Source organism: Streptomyces sp. LN549, assembly GCF_043203805.1.
GTDB lineage: Bacteria > Actinomycetota > Actinomycetes > Streptomycetales > Streptomycetaceae > Streptomyces.
This window is the reverse complement of the sequence record NZ_JAZHRI010000002.1, coordinates 2,889,471-2,906,749: the sequence shown is the minus strand read 5'-3', so window position 1 is coordinate 2,906,749 and position 17,279 is coordinate 2,889,471. Positions and strand designations below refer to the sequence as shown.

11 protein-coding genes are annotated in these 17,279 nt (G+C 70.0%); 10 read left to right on the top strand and 1 reads right to left on the bottom strand.

Annotated elements, in window-relative coordinates; genetic code table 11:
- Nucleotides 1–35 precede the first annotated feature (35 nt).
- From SH922_RS12980 to obgE, 10 genes are all read left to right on the top strand, one after another.
- On the top strand, nucleotides 36–1,961 hold the full coding sequence (locus tag SH922_RS12980; RefSeq protein WP_393058109.1) for a TIGR03960 family B12-binding radical SAM protein: 1,926 nt from the start codon (nucleotides 36–38) through the stop codon (nucleotides 1,959–1,961).
- Between the two features lie 109 nt (nucleotides 1,962–2,070).
- On the top strand, nucleotides 2,071–3,261 hold the full coding sequence (locus SH922_RS12975; RefSeq protein ID WP_393058107.1) for a hypothetical protein: 1,191 nt from the start codon (nucleotides 2,071–2,073) through the stop codon (nucleotides 3,259–3,261).
- Nucleotides 3,262–3,384: 123 nt separating this feature from the next.
- Complete coding sequence (locus tag SH922_RS12970; RefSeq protein ID WP_393058105.1) at nucleotides 3,385–4,167, top strand: TIGR03936 family radical SAM-associated protein; 783 nt, start codon at nucleotides 3,385–3,387, stop codon at nucleotides 4,165–4,167.
- Between the two features lie 232 nt (nucleotides 4,168–4,399).
- The gene (locus SH922_RS12965) at nucleotides 4,400–8,344 is read left to right on the top strand and encodes a ribonuclease E/G (RefSeq protein ID WP_393058103.1); all 3,945 of its coding nucleotides are present in this window, start codon (nucleotides 4,400–4,402) and stop codon (nucleotides 8,342–8,344) included.
- Between the two features lie 104 nt (nucleotides 8,345–8,448).
- Nucleotides 8,449–9,339: a UTP--glucose-1-phosphate uridylyltransferase GalU gene (gene galU, locus SH922_RS12960; RefSeq protein WP_393058101.1), complete on the top strand. Its 891-nt coding sequence runs from the start codon at nucleotides 8,449–8,451 to the stop codon at nucleotides 9,337–9,339.
- Between the two features lie 61 nt (nucleotides 9,340–9,400).
- The gene (locus SH922_RS12955) at nucleotides 9,401–10,153 is read left to right on the top strand and encodes a sugar phosphate nucleotidyltransferase (protein WP_393058099.1); all 753 of its coding nucleotides are present in this window, start codon (nucleotides 9,401–9,403) and stop codon (nucleotides 10,151–10,153) included.
- Nucleotides 10,141–11,202, top strand: a complete 1,062-nt coding sequence (locus SH922_RS12950) for an iron-containing alcohol dehydrogenase family protein (RefSeq protein WP_393058097.1) — start codon at nucleotides 10,141–10,143, stop codon at nucleotides 11,200–11,202. Before SH922_RS12955 ends, SH922_RS12950 begins: the two co-directional genes overlap by 13 nt.
- A gap of 209 nt (nucleotides 11,203–11,411) precedes the next feature.
- On the top strand, nucleotides 11,412–11,732 hold the full coding sequence (gene rplU, locus SH922_RS12945; protein ID WP_018551604.1) for a 50S ribosomal protein L21: 321 nt from the start codon (nucleotides 11,412–11,414) through the stop codon (nucleotides 11,730–11,732).
- Nucleotides 11,733–11,746: 14 nt separating this feature from the next.
- On the top strand, nucleotides 11,747–12,004 hold the full coding sequence (gene rpmA, locus SH922_RS12940) for a 50S ribosomal protein L27 (RefSeq protein ID WP_018103204.1): 258 nt from the start codon (nucleotides 11,747–11,749) through the stop codon (nucleotides 12,002–12,004).
- Nucleotides 12,005–12,143: 139 nt separating this feature from the next.
- On the top strand, nucleotides 12,144–13,583 hold the full coding sequence (gene obgE / locus SH922_RS12935) for a GTPase ObgE (protein ID WP_393058094.1): 1,440 nt from the start codon (nucleotides 12,144–12,146) through the stop codon (nucleotides 13,581–13,583).
- Nucleotides 13,584–13,648: 65 nt separating this feature from the next.
- Here obgE and SH922_RS12930 read toward each other — a convergent pair whose 3' ends face one another.
- A complete protein-coding gene (locus SH922_RS12930) occupies nucleotides 13,649–17,260 on the bottom strand; it encodes a CDP-glycerol glycerophosphotransferase family protein (RefSeq protein ID WP_393058092.1) in 3,612 nt (1,203 codons plus the stop codon).
- Between the last annotated feature and the right edge of the window lie 19 nt (nucleotides 17,261–17,279).

Genomic DNA, 17,279 nt, shown 5'->3' with positions numbered 1-17,279 from the left:
GGATGGTCACCCCTGCCAGCTCTCGAAAGTTCGCGATGTCTGTCGATTCGGTCTTCCCACAGCTCGAAGCTCTGCTCCCGCATGTGCAGAAGCCCATCCAGTACGTCGGCGGTGAGCTGAACTCCACCGTCAAACCGTGGGACGAATGCGACGTCCGCTGGGCCCTCATGTACCCCGACGCATACGAGGTCGGACTCCCCAACCAGGGCGTCATGATCCTTTACGAGGTACTCAACGAGCGTCAGGGCGTCCTCGCGGAGCGTACCTACAGCGTCTGGCCGGACCTCGAAGCGCTGATGCGCGAGCACAACGTGCCGCAGTTCACCGTGGACGGCCACCGCCCGGTCAAGGCGTTCGACGTCTTCGGTCTGAGCTTCTCCACGGAGCTCGGCTACACCAACATGCTCACCGCCCTGGACCTGGCCGGCATTCCGCTGGCCGCCAAGGACCGCGGCCTCGACGACCCGATCGTGCTCGCGGGCGGCCACGCCGCGTTCAACCCCGAACCGATCGCGGAGTTCATCGACTGCGCGGTCATCGGCGACGGCGAGCAGGCGGTCCTGGAGATCACCGAGATCGTCCGCGCCTGGAAGGCCGAAGGCCGCCCCGGCGGCCGCGAGGAGGTGCTCTTCCGCCTCGCGAGGACCGGGGGCGTCTACGTCCCCGGCTTCTACGACGTCGAGTACCTCCCGGACGGCCGCATCGGCCGTGTCGTGCCGAACAAGTCGGGCGTGCCGTGGCGGGTGTCCAAGCACACCGTCATGGACCTCGACGAGTGGCCCTACCCCAAGCAGCCCCTCGTCCCGCTCGCCGAGACCGTGCACGAGCGGATGTCCGTGGAGATCTTCCGCGGCTGCACCCGCGGCTGCCGCTTCTGCCAGGCCGGCATGATCACGCGCCCCGTGCGGGAGCGAAGCATCACCGGCATCGGCGAGATGGTGGAGAAGGGTCTCAAGGCGACGGGCTTCGAGGAGGTGGGCCTGCTCTCGCTCTCCTCCGCGGACCACACCGAGATCGGTGAGATCGCCAAGGGCCTCGCCGACCGCTACACCGAGGACAAGATCGGCCTCTCGCTGCCCTCCACCCGAGTCGACGCGTTCAACGTGGACCTGGCCAACGAGCTGACCCGCAACGGCCGTCGCTCCGGTCTGACCTTCGCCCCCGAGGGCGGCTCCGAGCGCATGCGCAAGGTCATCAACAAGATGGTCTCGGAGGAGGACCTGATCCGTACGGTCTCCACCGCGTACGGCAACGGCTGGCGCCAGGTGAAGCTGTACTTCATGTGCGGTCTGCCCACCGAGACCGACGAGGACGTCCTCCAGATCGGCGACATGGCGGTCAAGGTGATCGCCAAGGGCCGCGAGGTCTCCGGGCAGAACGACATCCGCTGCACCGTCTCCATCGGCGGCTTCGTCCCCAAGCCGCACACCCCGTTCCAGTGGGCCCCGCAGCTCAGCGCCGAGGAGACCGACGCCCGGCTGACCAAGCTCCGCGACAAGATCCGCGGTGACAAGAAGTACGGCCGCTCGATCGGCTTCCGCTACCACGACGGCAAGCCCGGCATCGTCGAGGGCCTGCTCTCCCGCGGCGACCGCCGGGTCGGCTCCGTCATCCGCGCCGTCTACGAGGCCGGCGGCCGCTTCGACGGCTGGCGCGAGTACTTCAGCTACGACCTGTGGATGAAGAGCGCCGAGAAGACGCTGCCCGACTTCGGCGTGGACGTCGACTGGTACACCACTCGGGAGCGGACGTACGAGGAGGTCCTGCCCTGGGACCACCTGGACTCCGGCCTCGACAAGGACTGGCTCTGGGAGGACTGGCAGGACTCGCTCGACGAGACCGAGGTCGAGGACTGCCGCTGGACGCCGTGCTTCGACTGTGGGGTGTGTCCTCAGCTCGACCTCGACATCCAGATCGGTCCGACGGGTAAGAAGCTCCTGCCACTGACGGTCGTGAAGTAGATCGTCCTGGCATGACATGACATGCCGGCCCGGCTCATGCCGGGTGACATCTCGGTGACGAAGGCCCGGTCGGGGAAACCCCTGGCCGGGCCTTCGCGTCATGAGATGCATGGAATACGGAAAGCACCAGGCGCCCGCGCGGTACGAGGGCGGTGACGGCTGTCTGACCACGCTCGTCAGGATTCCGGTGAGGATCGTCGTCCTCGTCCTCGTCCTGCCGGTGCGGATGGTCTGGGACGCCCTGGTCGCGGGTGTCCGTGCTGCCGACCGGATTCTGCTGCGCCCGCTGGGGCGGGCGCTGGCGTGGCTCTTCGAGGTACTGGCCGAGATCCCGGCTCGCTGGCTGTACGCACACGTACTGACCCCGCTGGGGCACGGGCTGCGGTGGCTGGCCGCGGCGGTGTTCGTGTGGCCGTGGGTCGCGCTGTGGCGGTACGTGGTGGTGCCCGGGGTCCGGTACGGGATCGTGGTGCCGCTCGTCCGGCTGTACGAGCAGGTCCTCACCCCGCTCGGGCACGGGTTGCGGTGGGTCTGGCAGGCGCTTCTGCTTCCGGCCGGACGCGGTGTCGCCACCGCCGTGCGGTGGCTGCTCACCGTCGTGTTCGTCATGCCGGTGGTCCTCCTGTGGCGCTACGTCCTGAAGCCGCTGGGGCTGGCCGCAGCCTGGCTGGTGGAGCACCTGATCGTGCTGCCGCTGGTGTGGACGTACCGGGAACTGCTCACCCCGCTGGGCCACGGCATCGCCTGGCTGCTCGATCTGCTGGTCCGCGGCATCGAAGCCGGCTGCCGGGGGCTGTGGGCCGTCGTCCGGTGGCTGGTCAGGGTGCTTCTCGTCAGTCCGGTGGTCTGGGTGTACCGGCGGATCCTGACCCCCGTCGGCCGGGAGATCGCCGCCGCGTTCGGCGTTGCCTGGCGGGTCGCGGGTTTCATTTCGCGGGCCGTGGGCCGGGCCCTGGCCTGGCTGGCGTGGCATCTGGTCGGGGCACCGGTGACCTGGGCCTACCGCACGGTGTGCACCCCGGTCGGGCACTTCCTGCGCGACGCCGTGTTCGCCCCCGCAGGGCGGGCCGCCCTCGCGGTGGGCCGGACGGCACGGCATACGCTGCGCACGGCCCGCGAAACCGTCCGGCAGGCCAGGCGCGACGCCTGGCGGGCCCTGGTCGGCGGGGCGCGCGAACCCGAGCCCCGGGAACCGGGAAGCGTCCTTGCGCGTACTCTGGGTAGTACAACGACTGTGCCCAGCGCGGCGCCCGAACCAGAGATCTCCCTGCGGAAAGAGAAATCCGTCCAGCAGGGGTGAGCCGGAGCGGACACCCCGGGGCCACCCGTATTTCGAGGGCGGCGTGTCACCGCGTCCGCTCCGCACCGAGGAGAAGAACCACTGGGCAAGCGACAGCCCGAAGGCCCGCCGCCCGCACCGGCAGTGCAGCGCATCCGACTGCGCTACACCAAGCGCGGCCGCCTCCGGTTCACCAGTCACCGAGACTTCCAGCGTGCCTTCGAGCGGGCGCTGCGCCGCTCCGAGGTGCCCATGGCCTACTCGGCGGGCTTCACCCCGCACCCCAAGGTGTCGTACGCCAACGCCGCACCCACCGGCACGGGCAGCGAGGCCGAGTTCCTGGAGATCGCCCTCACCGAGGCCCGTGATCCGGGCACGCTGCGCGAGCTGCTCAACGACTCGCTGCCGGACGGTCTCGACATCACCGACGCCGTCGAGGCCCGCACCTCGGGTCTCGCCGACCGGCTCACCGCCTCCATCTGGGAGATGCGGCTGAACGGGGTGGCGGTGGAGGACGCCGAGAGGGCCGTCGCCGCATTCAACGCGGCCGAGACCGTCGAGGTCGAGCGCCGTACGAAGAACGGCATCCGGAGCTTTGACGCCCGGTCCGCGGTCGTCGACCTGCAGGCTCTTGATCATCAGCCTGATAGGCCGGGGGACAAGGCCTGTGCGATACTGCGGCTGGTTGTTCGGCACGTGACACCTGCCGTTCGGCCTGACGACGTCCTGTCCGGTCTCCGCGTTGTGGCCGACCTGGCGCCGCCGGTCCCCGCAGCGGTGACCAGGCTGGCGCAGGGGCTCTTCGACGAGGAGTCCGGCACGGTGACCGACCCGCTCGCGCCTGACCGCGAGGCAGCCCCGGCCGCTCTACCCACGGCCACCGGGACCGCCGTCGCGACAGCGCCCGAGGGTGCAGGTTCCGCGTAAGGCGGTCGTTGTAGCGCAGCCCTCGGACTCGGGAGCCACCTGGGCCGGGCTGTGCGCTGACCCATAAGACTTTCGCCAGGCCGTGCGCACAACGCGTACGGAACCGGCGAGCCAGACATTCAGTTCCCGTGCGGCGCCCGCGCCCCGGACGGCGGTACCGCGTACACCAGGCGGACCGTGCCGGACCGGAATCAGGCGCGGCGCCCGGGAGCCCGACGGGAGAACCGCCCGCATGCCTCAGCCCACCGAACCCGGCGCGACCGGGAACGCAGAAGACAACAACACCCCCGGGGACAAGCTGCCGCCGCGCCGCAGGCGCCGCGCGGCATCCCGCCCGGCGGGCCCGCCGGGCGCGGGCGCACAGGCCGGAGCCGAGGCGTCGGCCATACCGGCCGTTGACGCCGGAGTGTCGGAAAGCAGCACCGAGAACACCGCAGAGGCCGAGGCCGCGCCGCCCGTTCGTGCGCGTCGTCGCGCCGTCCGTAAGGCGACCGCCCCGGCGGGTGCGCCGCAGGCTGCCGAGGCCGTCGAGGTCGTGGAGCCGGTTGTGGCGCCGGTCGAGGAAGAGGTCGTGGAGCCGGTCGAGGCGCCGCGTGCGCGTCGTCGCGCCGTCCGTAAGGCGACCGCCCCTGCTGGTGCGCCGCAGGCCGCCGAGGTGGCCGAGATCGTCGAGGAGGCCGTCGCTGCCGAGGCCGTCGCGGCCGAGCCCGTCGTCGCCGAGGCGCCGCGTGGCCGTACCCGCCGCAGGGCCTCCGCCCCCGCCGGTGCGCCGCAGGCCGCCAGCACCGAGGCCGCCGCCGAGCCGGCGCAGCCGGCCGAGGTCACCGAAACGGCCGAGTCCGCCGAGTCCGCAGAGCCGGTCGAGGCCCCGCGCGGCCGCCGGCGTGCGTCGCGCAAGGCGACCTCTCCCGCGGGTGCCCCGCAGGTCACGGAGGCTGCCGAGGAGCGCACCGAGACCCAGCCGGGCGAGAGCCTGCCCGAGGCAGCCGTGGAGGAGCTGGCCGCCGAGACCGCCGAGGTCGAGGAGGCAGCCCCGCGCGGTCGTCAGCGCCGCAGGGCCACCGCCGCCGCCGGCCGGCCCGAGTTCACCGGCAAGGTCGAGGAGCCCGCGCGCAAGAGCCGACGCGCGACGCGCCCCGCCGTCGCCGTGTTCCAGGCGCCGGTCTTCGCCGAGCCGATGTTCCAGACCCCGGAGACCGCGGCCGCCGCAGCGGCCGCCGCCGGTCCGGCCTCGCACGACGAGGAGCCCGAGGACGAGATCACGACGGTGGAGGAGCAGCCCGCCCCCGCCGAGACGGCCGCGCCCGCCGAGGCCGCGCCGCAGGGCGGTTCGCGTCGCCGTCGCCGCCGCCGCGGTGAGGCCGCCGAGGCCGAGCCCGCCGCCGCACCCGCCCCGGCCGCCGCCCCGGTCCAGGAGCAGGCCGAGGACGAGCAGGAGCCTTCGAGCGAGAGCGACGCCGAGCAGGACGGGGAGGACACCGACGAGTACGGCGACCGCCCGTCGCGCCGTCGTCGTCGCGGTGGCCGTCGCCGCCGTCGTGGTGAGTCCGCCGAGGACGACGCCGCCGAGCAGCACGTGGACGACGCCGCCGAGCGTTCCGACGACGAGCACGAGCATGAGCATGCTCAGGAGTCCGAGGACGAGGGCGACGACGAGCAGGACGACCACGAGTCCGGCGCCTCCGGATCGAGCAGCAGCCGCCGTCGTCGCCGTCGGCGCCGTCGCAGCGGCGACTCCTCGTCCGACGCCGAGAACGGCACGGACGACCCGGAGCGCACGGTCGTCAAGGTCCGCGAACCCCGTAAGAAGGAAGCCGAGCGCGAGCCCGGCACCGGCTTCGACGAGGTCCAGTCCATCAAGGGCTCGACCCGTATGGAGGCGAAGAAGCAGCGCCGTCGCGAGGGCCGCGAGCAGGGCCGCCGTCGGGTTCCGATCATCACCGAGGCGGAGTTCCTCGCCCGTCGCGAGGCCGTCGAGCGCGTCATGGTCGTCCGCCAGAACGGCGAGCGCACCCAGATCGGCGTCCTCGAGGACAACGTGCTCGTCGAGCACTACGTCAACAAGGAGCAGGCCACCAGCTACGTCGGCAACGTCTACCTGGGCAAGGTCCAGAACGTCCTGCCGTCCATGGAGGCCGCCTTCGTCGACATCGGCAAGGGCCGCAACGCCGTCCTGTACGCCGGTGAGGTCAACTTCGAGGCGCTCGGCATGGCCCACGGGCCGCGCCGTATCGAGACCGCGCTCAAGTCGGGCCAGTCCGTCCTCGTCCAGGTGACGAAGGACCCGATCGGCCACAAGGGCGCCCGCCTGACCAGCCAGGTCTCGCTGCCGGGCCGCTACCTGGTCTACGTGCCCGAGGGTTCGATGACCGGGATCAGCCGCAAGCTGCCCGACACCGAGCGTTCTCGGCTCAAGACCATCCTCAAGAAGATCGTCCCCGAGGACGCGGGCGTCATCGTCCGTACCGCCGCGGAGGGCGCGAGCGAGGACGAGCTGCGCCGCGACGTCGAGCGGCTGCAGCAGCAGTGGGAGGACATCCAGAAGAAGTCGAAGAGCAGCGGCAGCTCCAACGCGCCGACGCTGCTCTACGGCGAGCCGGACATGACCGTCCGGGTCGTCCGCGACATCTTCAACGAGGACTTCTCCAAGGTCATCGTCAGCGGTGACGAGGCGTGGGAGACCATCCACGGCTACGTCTCGCACGTGGCGCCCGACCTGACGGACCGGCTGTCGCGGTGGACCTCCGAGGTCGACATCTTCGCGACGTACCGGATCGACGAGCAGCTCATGAAGGCGCTGGACCGCAAGGTCTACCTGCCGAGCGGCGGCTCGCTGGTGATCGACAAGACCGAGGCCATGGTCGTCGTCGACGTCAACACCGGCAAGTTCACCGGGCAGGGTGGCAACCTCGAGGAGACCGTCACCAAGAACAACCTGGAGGCGGCCGAGGAGATCGTGCGCCAGCTGCGGCTGCGCGACCTCGGAGGCATCGTCGTCGTCGACTTCATCGACATGGTGCTGGAGTCCAACCGGGATCTGGTGCTGCGGCGTCTGCTGGAGTGCCTGGGACGCGACCGTACGAAGCACCAGGTCGCCGAGGTCACCTCGCTGGGCCTGGTCCAGATGACCCGCAAGCGGGTCGGCCAGGGTCTGCTGGAGTCCTTCTCCGAGACCTGTGTCCACTGCAACGGGCGCGGCGTGATCGTGCACATGGAGCAGCCCACCTCGGCAGGTGGCGGCGGCACCGGCAAGCGTTCGAAGAAGCGCCGTGGCGGTTCGGGCCAGGAGCACGACCACGACCACGACCACGAGCACGTCTCCGAGGCGGACACCGACGTCGAGACCGAGGCGGAGGTGGCTGCGGAGGTGGCCGCTCCGCTGGCGCTTCCCGAGCCGGAGTTCGTCCCGGACGAGGAGCTGTACAGCAGCCCGGCCGAGGCCGAGGCGGCCGCTTCGCGCGGCCGTGGCCGGCGTCGGGCGACCCGTAAGGCGACGGCCCCGGCCGGCGCCCCGCGGTCCGCGTCCGCCCCGGCCCCGGTGGCCGAGCCGGTCGTGACCCCGGAGCCCGTGGTGGAGCCGGAGCCGGTCGTGGCACCGGAGCCGGCTGCCGAGACCCCGGTTGCCGAGGTCCCGGCCGAGGCGCCGCAGGGCCGTACGCGCCGTCGGGCGACCCGTAAGGCGACCGCCCCGGCGGGTTCGCCCGCCCCGGCCGCCGAGCCGGTCGTGGTCCCCGAGCCCGCCCCGGTTGCCGAGGAGCCGGTGTCCGACGCCGACCCGGTCGCCGCGGAGGACCCGGTCGTCGAGGCGCCGCACGTCGAGGCCCCTGCCGAGGAGCCGGCCGCACCGCCGCGTGCCCGGCGCCGGGCGACCCGTAAGGCCACGGCGCCCGCGGGTTCCCCCGCAGGTGCCGAGGACGCCGCGGTCGTCGTGGTGACGGGTGCCGAGCCGGCCGTCGAGCCGGAGTCCGCCACCGAGGCCGAGGCCGAACCGGCACCGGCCAAGAAGGCGGCCCGCAAGACCGCGAAGAAGGTCACGGCCAAGAAGGCGGCCGTCAAGAAGACGGCGGCCAAGAAGACCGTCGCGAAGAAGACGACGGCCAAGAAGGCGGCGGCGAAGAAGACGGTGGCGGCTGAGCAGTCCTCGTCCGCCGTCACGGCTTCGGCCGACGAGGTCTGATCTCCTCGCACCGCGCGTGACGCAGTCAGGCCGGTCCCTCCACGGGGCCGGCCTGCTGCGTTCCGGTGCCGGCCGCTCCCGCCCCCACACGGAAGTCTCAGCACATGCACAGGATCCAGAAGGCTGTCGTACCTGCCGCCGGGCTCGGTACCCGGTTTCTGGCGGCGACGAAGGCGACGCCCAAGGAGATGCTGCCGGTGGTCGACAAGCCGGCGATCCAGTACGTCGTGGAGGAGGCGGCCGCCGCGGGGCTGACCGACGTGCTGATGATCACCGGGCGCAACAAGCGTGCGCTGGAGGACCACTTCGACCGGAACCACGAGCTGGAGTCGGCGCTCACCCGCAAGGGTGACGGCGAACGGCTGGACCGGGTCCAGGAGTCCAGTGACCTGGCGACCGTGCACTACGTCCGGCAGGGCGACCCGAAGGGTCTCGGGCACGCCGTCCTGTGCGCGGAACCGCATGTGGGCGCCGAGCCCTTCGCGGTTCTGCTCGGCGACGACCTGATCGACCCGCGCGACCCGCTGCTGGCCCGCATGACCGAGATCCAGGAGCGCGAGGGCGGCAGCGTCGTCGCGCTGATGGAGGTCGCACCCGAGCAGATCCACCTGTACGGATGCGCCGCGGTGGAGACCACGCCGGAGGACGACGTCGTCCGGGTCACCGGACTCGTCGAGAAGCCGGAGACCGGCGACGCCCCCAGTAATCTGGCGGTCATCGGACGCTATGTCCTGGACCCCGCCGTGTTCGGAGTGCTGCGTGACACGGAGCCGGGCCGGGGCGGCGAGATCCAGCTGACCGACGCGCTGCAGCAGCTGGCCGCCGACGAGAGGCTCGGCGGTCCGGTGCACGGCATCGTCTTCCGCGGCCGCCGCTACGACACCGGCGACCGCGGCGACTATCTGCGGAGCATCGTCAGACTCGCCTGCGAGCGCGAGGACCTGGGTCCGGACTTCCGTACCTGGCTGCGCGCCTTCGTGGCCGCCGAGCTCTGAGCGACCGCCCCCGCACGCACCCCATCCGAGCCATCCACACCATGGACCGAGGAGAACCCTCATGATCGGCATGATTCTGGCGGCCGGCGCAGGCCGCCGTCTGCGCCCCTACACCGACACGCTTCCCAAGGCCCTGGTGCCGGTCGGCCCCGAGGGGGACGAGGAGAGCCTGACCGTCGTCGACCTGACACTGGGCAACTTCGCCGAGGTGGGCCTGACGGACGTCGCGATCATCGTGGGCTACCGCAAGGAGGCCCTGTACGAGCGCAAGGCCGCCCTTGAGGCGAAGTACGGTGTCACGCTCACGCTGATCGACAACGACAAGGCCGAGGAGTGGAACAACGCCTACTCCCTCTGGTGCGGTCGTGACGCCCTCAAGGACGGCGTGATCCTCGCCAACGGCGACACCGTGCACCCCGTCTCCGTCGAGAAGACGCTGCTCGCCGCACGCGGCGAGGGCAAGAGGATCATCCTCGCCCTCGACACGGTGAAGCAGCTCGCCGACGAGGAGATGAAGGTCGTGGTCGACCCCGGGAAGGGTGTTCGGCGGATCACGAAGCTGATGGACCCGGCCGAGGCCACCGGCGAGTACATCGGTGTCACCCTCATCGAGGGAGAGGCCGCCGAGGAGCTCGCGGACGCGCTGAGGACCACGTATCTGCGTGACCCGGACCTGTACTACGAGGACGGCTACCAGGAGCTCGTCAACCGCGGCTTCAAGGTCGACGTGGAGCCGATCGGCGACGTCATGTGGGTCGAGATCGACAACCACGAGGACCTGGCCAAGGGCAGGAAGATCGCGTGCCAGTACTGACCCGGCTGATCCCCGCGCCGGTCGTCGTCGACATCCGGTCGGGCGCGCTGGCCGATCTGGCGGTCGTCCTCGCCGATCAGCGGATCTCCGGCTCGGGCAAGCTGGCGATCGCGATCAGCGGGGGTTCCGGCCGGGCGTTGCGGGAGCGGCTCTCGGACAGTCTGCCGGGCGCTTCCTGGTTCGAGGTGGGCGGCGGCACTCTGGACGATGCCGTCAAGCTCGCGGAGGCCATGAAGTCCGGCCGGTACGACGCCGTCGTCGGCCTCGGCGGCGGGAAGATCATCGACTGTGCGAAGTTCGCCGCGGCGCGCGTCGGGCTGCCGCTGGTCGCCGTGGCGACGAACCTGTCCCACGACGGTCTGTGCTCACCGGTGGCCACGCTGGACAACGACGCGGGCCGTGGCTCGTACGGTGTCCCGAACCCGATCGCCGTCGTGATCGACCTCGACATCATCCGTGAGGCACCGGTGCGCTTCGTGCGGTCCGGGATCGGTGACGCGCTCTCGAACATCTCCGCGGTGGCGGACTGGGAGCTCGCTCACCGGGTCAACGGCGAGGACATGGACGGGCTGGCCGCCGCGATGGCCCGGCAGGCCGGCGAGGCCGTGCTGCGCCACCCCGGGACCCTCGCGGACGACGGCTTCCTCCAGGTGCTGGCCGAGGGGCTGGTGCTGACCGGAATCTCGATGTCGGTGTCGGGGGACAGCCGTCCCGCATCCGGCGCCTGCCACGAGATCAACCACGCCTTCGACCTGCTCTTTCCCAAGCGTGCGGCGAGCCACGGCGAGCAGTGCGGGCTGGGCGCGGCGTTCGCGATGCACCTGCGCGGCGCGCATCAGGAGTCCGTACGGATGGCCGAGACGCTGCGGCGCCACGGCCTGCCGGTCACCGCGGAGGAGATCGGGTTCAGCGCGGAGGAGTTCGTCTCGGTGGTCGGCTACGCACCCCGGACCAGACCCGGCCGCTACACGATCCTGGAGCATCTGGACCTGTCCCCGGACGGGATCCGGGACGCCTACGCCGAGTACGTCAGGGCTGCCGGGTCCTGAAGCCGGGCCCGGGAACGGAGCCCGGTTTGACCGGGCTGTACAGGTCCCCGTAATCTTGACCGTCGGCGTTTGTTTCGCCACACCTCTGAGCACTCACCTCCCGCTCGTTCGGGAGAGGCCGCTCATCCAATCCGGATCATCACGGGTCCCCGGACCCGTGTGAGCGGCTGGCTTCAGAGGTTTCCGCTTCGAGTGAGAGTGAGATCCGCGTGTACGCCATCGTGCGCAGCGGTGGTCGCCAGCACAAGGTTGCTGTCGGCGACATCGTTGAGGTTGACAAGATTCCCACCGCCAAGGTTGGCGACACGGTAGAGCTCTCTACCCTGCTCGTTGTCGACGGCGACGCCGTGACCAGCGACCCGTGGGTGCTGGACGGCATCAAGGTCCAGGCCGAGATTGTGGACCACCACAAGGGCGCGAAGATCGACATCCTTCGCTACAAGAACAAGACCGGTTACCGCCGTCGCCAGGGTCACCGCCAGCAGTACACGGCGATCAAGGTCACCGGCATCCCCGCGGCTGCGAAGTAAGGGACTGAGAACACATGGCACACAAGAAGGGCGCATCGTCCACCCGGAACGGGCGCGATTCCAATGCTCAGCGGCTCGGCGTGAAGCGCTTCGGCGGTCAGGCCGTCAACGCCGGTGAGATCCTGGTCCGCCAGCGCGGCACCCACTTCCACCCGGGCACGGGCGTCGGCCGTGGCGGCGACGACACGCTGTTCGCCCTCGCCGCCGGTGCGGTCGAGTTCGGCACGCACCGTGGCCGCAAGGTCGTGAACATCGTTCCGATCGCCGGCTGATTTTCGGCGCTCGTCGAGCGGTATGACGTGGAGGCGGACCTCACTTCCTGTTACGGGAAGTGGGTCCGCCTTTCGCGTGTTGCTCCTACAGGAGCACGAGCGAGACATTTCTGCACGTATGTAACTGGAGGTTCCAACCATGACCACCTTCGTGGACCGCGTCGAGCTGCATGCCGCCGCGGGTAACGGGGGCCACGGCTGCGCCTCCGTTCACCGTGAGAAGTTCAAGCCGCTCGGCGGCCCGGACGGCGGCAACGGCGGCCGTGGCGGCGATGTGACCCTGATCGTCGACCAGGCCGTCACCACGCTCCTCGACTATCACCACCACCCCCACCGCAAGGCCACCAACGGCCAGCCCGGTGCCGGTGACAACCGCACCGGCAAGGAGGGCCAGGACCTGATCCTGCCCGTGCCGGACGGCACCGTCGTGCTCGACACGGACGGCAACGTGCTCGCCGACCTGGTCGGCCAGGGCACCATGTTCGTCGCCGGCCAGGGCGGCCGCGGCGGCCTCGGCAACGGCGCGCTGGCCTCCGCCCGGCGCAAGGCCCCCGGCTTCGCGCTGCTCGGCGAGCCCGGTGAGAGCCGGGACATCGTCCTGGAGCTCAAGACCGTCGCCGACGTGGCCCTGGTGGGCTACCCGAGCGCCGGCAAGTCCTCCCTGATCTCGGTGCTCTCGGCGGCCAAGCCGAAGATCGCCGACTACCCGTTCACGACCCTCGTCCCGAACCTGGGCGTGGTCACCGCGGGCAGCACCGTCTACACCATCGCCGACGTACCGGGCCTGATCCCGGGCGCCAGCCAGGGCAAGGGCCTCGGCCTGGAGTTCCTGCGGCACGTCGAGCGCTGCTCGGTGCTCGTGCACGTGCTGGACACGGCGACGCTGGAGTCCGACCGTGACCCGCTCTCCGACCTCGACATGATCGAGGAGGAACTGAAGCTTTACGGGGGTCTGGAGGACCGGCCCCGCATCGTCGTCCTCAACAAGATCGACATCCCGGACGGCCAGGACCTCGCGGAGATGATCCGCCCGGACCTGGAGGCCCGCGGCTACCGCGTCTTCGAGGTGTCGGCGGTCGCCCGTACCGGTCTCAAGGAGCTCTCCTTCGCGCTGGCCGGCGTCATCGCCGAGGCGCGTGCCGCCAAGCCGGTGGAGGAGGCGACCCGTATCGTCATCCGGCCCAAGGCCGTGGACGACGCCGGTTTCACCGTGGTCCTGGAGGACGACGGCATCTACCGGGTGCGTGGCGAGAAGCCGGAGCGCTGGGTGCGCCAGACCGACTTCAACAACGACGAGGCCGTCGGATACCTGGCGGACAGGCTGAACCGGCTCGGTGTCGAGGACGCGCTGCGCAAGGCCGGAGCCCGGGCGGGCGACGGGGTGGCCATCGGGGCCGAGGACAACGCCGTCGTCTTCGACTGGGAGCCGACGGTGACGGCCGGTGCGGAGATGCTCGGCCGCCGTGGCGAGGACCACCGGCTCGAGGAGCCGCGTCCGGCCGCGCAGCGTCGGCGCGACCGTGAGGAAGAGCGCGACGACGTCAGCAAGGAGTACCAGGAGTTCGACCCGTTCGCGTAAGGCTCGGGGCTTCTTGAAAGCCGGGCACGGCCGGATCATCCGGCCGTGCCCGGCTTTCGTGCTCGCTACTCTCGTTCGTCGGCGAGTTCCTCCGCCTTCTCCAGCATGCGGTCCACCACGCGGCCCGAGGCGTGGCCGTCGTCCAGGTCGCAGAAGAGCTCGTGGAACCGCTCGTAGCGCTCCTCGTGTGCGGCCGCCACCTCGTCGATGTCGCGGATCGCGCCGATCAGCTCCTCGGACGTGCTGATCAGCGGGCCGGGCGCGTCGTTCTCGAAGTCGAAGTAGAAGCCGCGCAGCTTGTCCCGGTAGTGCTCCAGGTCGTAGGTGAAGAAGAGCATCGGCCGCCGGAGATGCGCGTAGTCGAACATCACGGACGAGTAGTCCGTGATCATGACGTCGGCGATGAGGTAGAGATCGGCGATGTCGGGGTACTCGGACACGTCGAAGACGAATCCGTTCCCTGCCCCGGGGATGCTGTCCACCACGTTGGAATGGCGGCGGATCAGCAGGATGTGATCGTCACCGAGACGCTCCCGCGCCTGCTGGATGTCCAGCCGCAGATCGAACTTGAACTGCCCCTGCCGGTGTGCCAGGTCGTCGCGCCAGGTCGGGGCGTAGAGCACGACCTTCCTGTCGTCCGGGAGCCCGATCCGTGCCTTGATCTCCTTGGCCCGGGCCTTCAGGTCGGGTGCGTAGAGGTAGTCGTTGCGCGGATAGCCGGTCTCGACGATCTCGCCGTCGTATCCCATGGCCCGCTTGAGGATCGGGGTGCTGAACCGGTTGGAGGACACCAGCATGTTCCAGCTGCGGGACTCCTGCTGGAGCTGGTCGTGGTACTGCGGATTGAACTTCGGCGCGTCGATGTCCAGGCCGATCTTCTTCAGCATGGTGCCGTGCCAGGTCTGGACGATGACCTGCCCCGGCCGGCGCTCGATCCAGTGGGGGAGATGGGCGTTGGTCACGATGTACCGACAGCGAGCCAGCGCGTCGTACCACTCGGTTCCCCAGAAGCGGACCTTCTCGGCCGTCGGCGGGAGGTCCACCTGCCCGTCCCTGACCAGCCACAGGTGCTCGACATCCGCATTGCGCCGGAGCAGCTCCTCGTGGATGGCGCGAGGGCTGTCGGAGTACTGCTTGCCGTTGTAGCTGATGTACAGCACGGCGTCGCGCAGCGGCTTCGCGCGGCCGGCCTCGTACACCTCGCGGTGCAGCTTGTCCTGCCGGTAGCGGCCGCGTTCGAGGATGGTCAGATCGGAGGGGCACTGCAGCTGGGGGAAGTCGTACCAGCGGGACTCGAAGTGGTACTCACGGCCTGCGTGTTCGCCGGAGACCGGGAAGGCCGGCACCGCGAGGCGGTCGATGACGAAGGGTACGTCGGGGCTGCCGTCCCCGGACCGCAGGTAGAAGTTCCACCGGCCGCTCTTCAGCGGGCGGGGGCCGTTGGGGCTCGGCATGGCCGAGGGCGTGAACCTGGCGACGAACGTACCGTCCGGGAGGACCTGCAGCGGCACGGTCTTCTCGTCGAAGAAGTCACGGGCCTTGATGAGGAAGGAGGGATCGCTCAGATCGGCCGGCGTGGAACCGTGGACGATGTACTCGCCCTCGACCATCTGCACAGCGGTCATCCTGGCCTGGACCGGGCGTCCGGAGAACTTCAGATAGCCGTTGCTTCCCGCGATCAGCGCGAGCTCGTTCCGCTCGGCGGCCTGGGCGAGGGTGGCGGGGAGCCGGATCTGGCGGTCGGCAAGTCCGTCACGGACCACGGTGCCGAACCGGCGCTCCGTCCCGTCCGGGGCGGTGGCGACGAGCTCGGTGCTCCAGTTGCGCCGTGAGGCCAGGGCCGGGTTGGCGCCCTCCGTGGCGGTTCCTTCGTCGGCCATGTCCTGGTGCTCGGGCAGCAGCGCGACATCCTTGAGCGGCACCAGGACCCGGAAGGAGGCGCGGCCGTCCGGAGCGGGCTTCAGGACGGTGGGGTAGGAGATGACCTCCCCGCTCTTGCGGTTGGAGACTTCCAGGTTCACCGACTCGCCCGCCGTCAGCGGGACGCGGATCTCACCCTCGATCTCCACGCTCTCGTCCACGGCACGGTGACCGGTGATCAGGGCGCGTACCCGCTCGACACGCAGCTTCAGGGCACCCGTGGAGGTGTTGGGGAGCAGCCGGAAGTTCTCGTCCAGCCACTGGTACGGCGAATGATTGGCCGCACCCGCTCCACTCGCGTGCACGGCCCGCTTGCGGACCAGCCCCGCGGAGGCGATGCCCAGGCCGACGTGCCAGGTGCCCTCCACCCACTGGCCGCCCTTGCGGAGCTTTGCGGGGTCGAACAGCAGCTCCCAGCCCGCCCAGTCGTAGTTGTTCTGCTTCCGGGGGGACACCGCGGTGCACTCCGGGCTGTAGACGTTGCGCAGGGGCAGCACCGTACGTCGTCGCGAGCCGTGCTTCTTGAGCGCCAGAACCTTGACGGCGCTGTGCTTCGTCGACTGGTCGATCCGGTCGATCCACGCATGGCCGGACAGACGCAGTTTCCCGTTCTCCCAGGTGACCTTCTGGAGCGGAGCACGGGGCGTGAGGTCGGGGTCGATCCGTCGAGCCCGCTTGGGTATCAGGTCGGCACTGTGGTCCAGGGCGGAGAAGCTTGCGTACTTCCGGAGCCGCCCCTCGATCTCGACCGGGTCGCCGCGCCGCTCGGAATTGATCAGCTCGACCAGCTCGGTCATGGCGTGCTTGCGCACCAGCAGCCATTTGATCCGCTGGGTGGCGGTCAGCTCCATGACCACCTGCGGATCCACCTGGTTCAGGAACTGGTTGATGACCCGCAGGAACTCGGCGCGGAACTCCTCGTCCCCGTCGGGAAGCACGTTGAGGAAGATCCGCAGATCGCCCTTGAGGACGGTGCGGTCGTACTCGCGCTTCAGCGCCGCGGCCTCTTCCCCGGGCTGCTTGCCGAAGAAGCGGCTCACCGACTCCACCGCGGCAGAACGGTCGCGTACGGCCTTCGGTTCGGTCCTGCGCTGGGTGATGGACGGGGTGCCCTCACCCTCGCGCAACCGCCAGTAGTACGTGGGGGTGCTGATGATGTCGACGGCCTCGGCCAGGAACTGCGCGGGCACGATGACCGGAACGTCCTCGTAGAGCACACCTTCGGGGAAGGCCAGCCGGTGCTTCTCCCAGAACGAGCGCCGGAAGACCTTGTTGCAGGCGATCTTGTCGTTGAGCAGCTTCCTGTTCACGGACACATGGGTCCGCTGGACGGCGCCGCCGGCGAGGATGCGGTGCATCGGGGACTGCCACACCTTGGTCCTGTTGATGTGCAGCACGTTGCCCGTGATGAAGTCCGAACCGCTCTCGTCCAGACTTGCCAGCATGAGGCGGTAGGCGTCCGGCGGAATCATGTCGTCGCTGTCGACGAACGCGACGAACTCGCTCTCGGGGGCGAGCAGTCCGAGCCCCGTGTTCCGTGCGGCGCCGAGGCCGGCGTTCTCCTTGGTGATCAGCCGGAACCGCGGGTCGCGGGCCTCGTACTCGGCCGCGATGGCGGCCGAATTGTCGGGGGACCCGTCATTCACCATGATGACTTCGAGGTCCTTGAGGGTCTGCGCAGCCAGTGAGTCCAGGCAGGCGGGCAGATACTGCTCCACGCTGTAGATCGGCACGATGACACTGAGACGAGGGGCCATGGGCTGCAGTTTCCTTTCG

What these genes read in the sequence shown, in the direction of transcription:
- SH922_RS12955 (WP_393058099.1), top strand. Translation starts at nt 9,401, where the DNA reads ATGATCGGCATGATTCTGGCGGCCGGCGCAGGCCGCCGTCTGCGCCCC.
- SH922_RS12975 (WP_393058107.1), top strand. Translation starts at nt 2,071, where the DNA reads ATGGAATACGGAAAGCACCAGGCGCCCGCGCGGTACGAGGGCGGTGAC.
- galU (WP_393058101.1), top strand. Translation starts at nt 8,449, where the DNA reads ATGCACAGGATCCAGAAGGCTGTCGTACCTGCCGCCGGGCTCGGTACC.
- SH922_RS12965 (WP_393058103.1), top strand. Translation starts at nt 4,400, where the DNA reads ATGCCTCAGCCCACCGAACCCGGCGCGACCGGGAACGCAGAAGACAAC.
- obgE (WP_393058094.1), top strand. Translation starts at nt 12,144, where the DNA reads ATGACCACCTTCGTGGACCGCGTCGAGCTGCATGCCGCCGCGGGTAAC.
- SH922_RS12980 (WP_393058109.1), top strand. Translation starts at nt 36, where the DNA reads ATGTCTGTCGATTCGGTCTTCCCACAGCTCGAAGCTCTGCTCCCGCAT.
- SH922_RS12930 (WP_393058092.1), bottom strand. Translation starts at nt 17,260, where the DNA reads ATGGCCCCTCGTCTCAGTGTCATCGTGCCGATCTACAGCGTGGAGCAG.
- rpmA (WP_018103204.1), top strand. Translation starts at nt 11,747, where the DNA reads ATGGCACACAAGAAGGGCGCATCGTCCACCCGGAACGGGCGCGATTCC.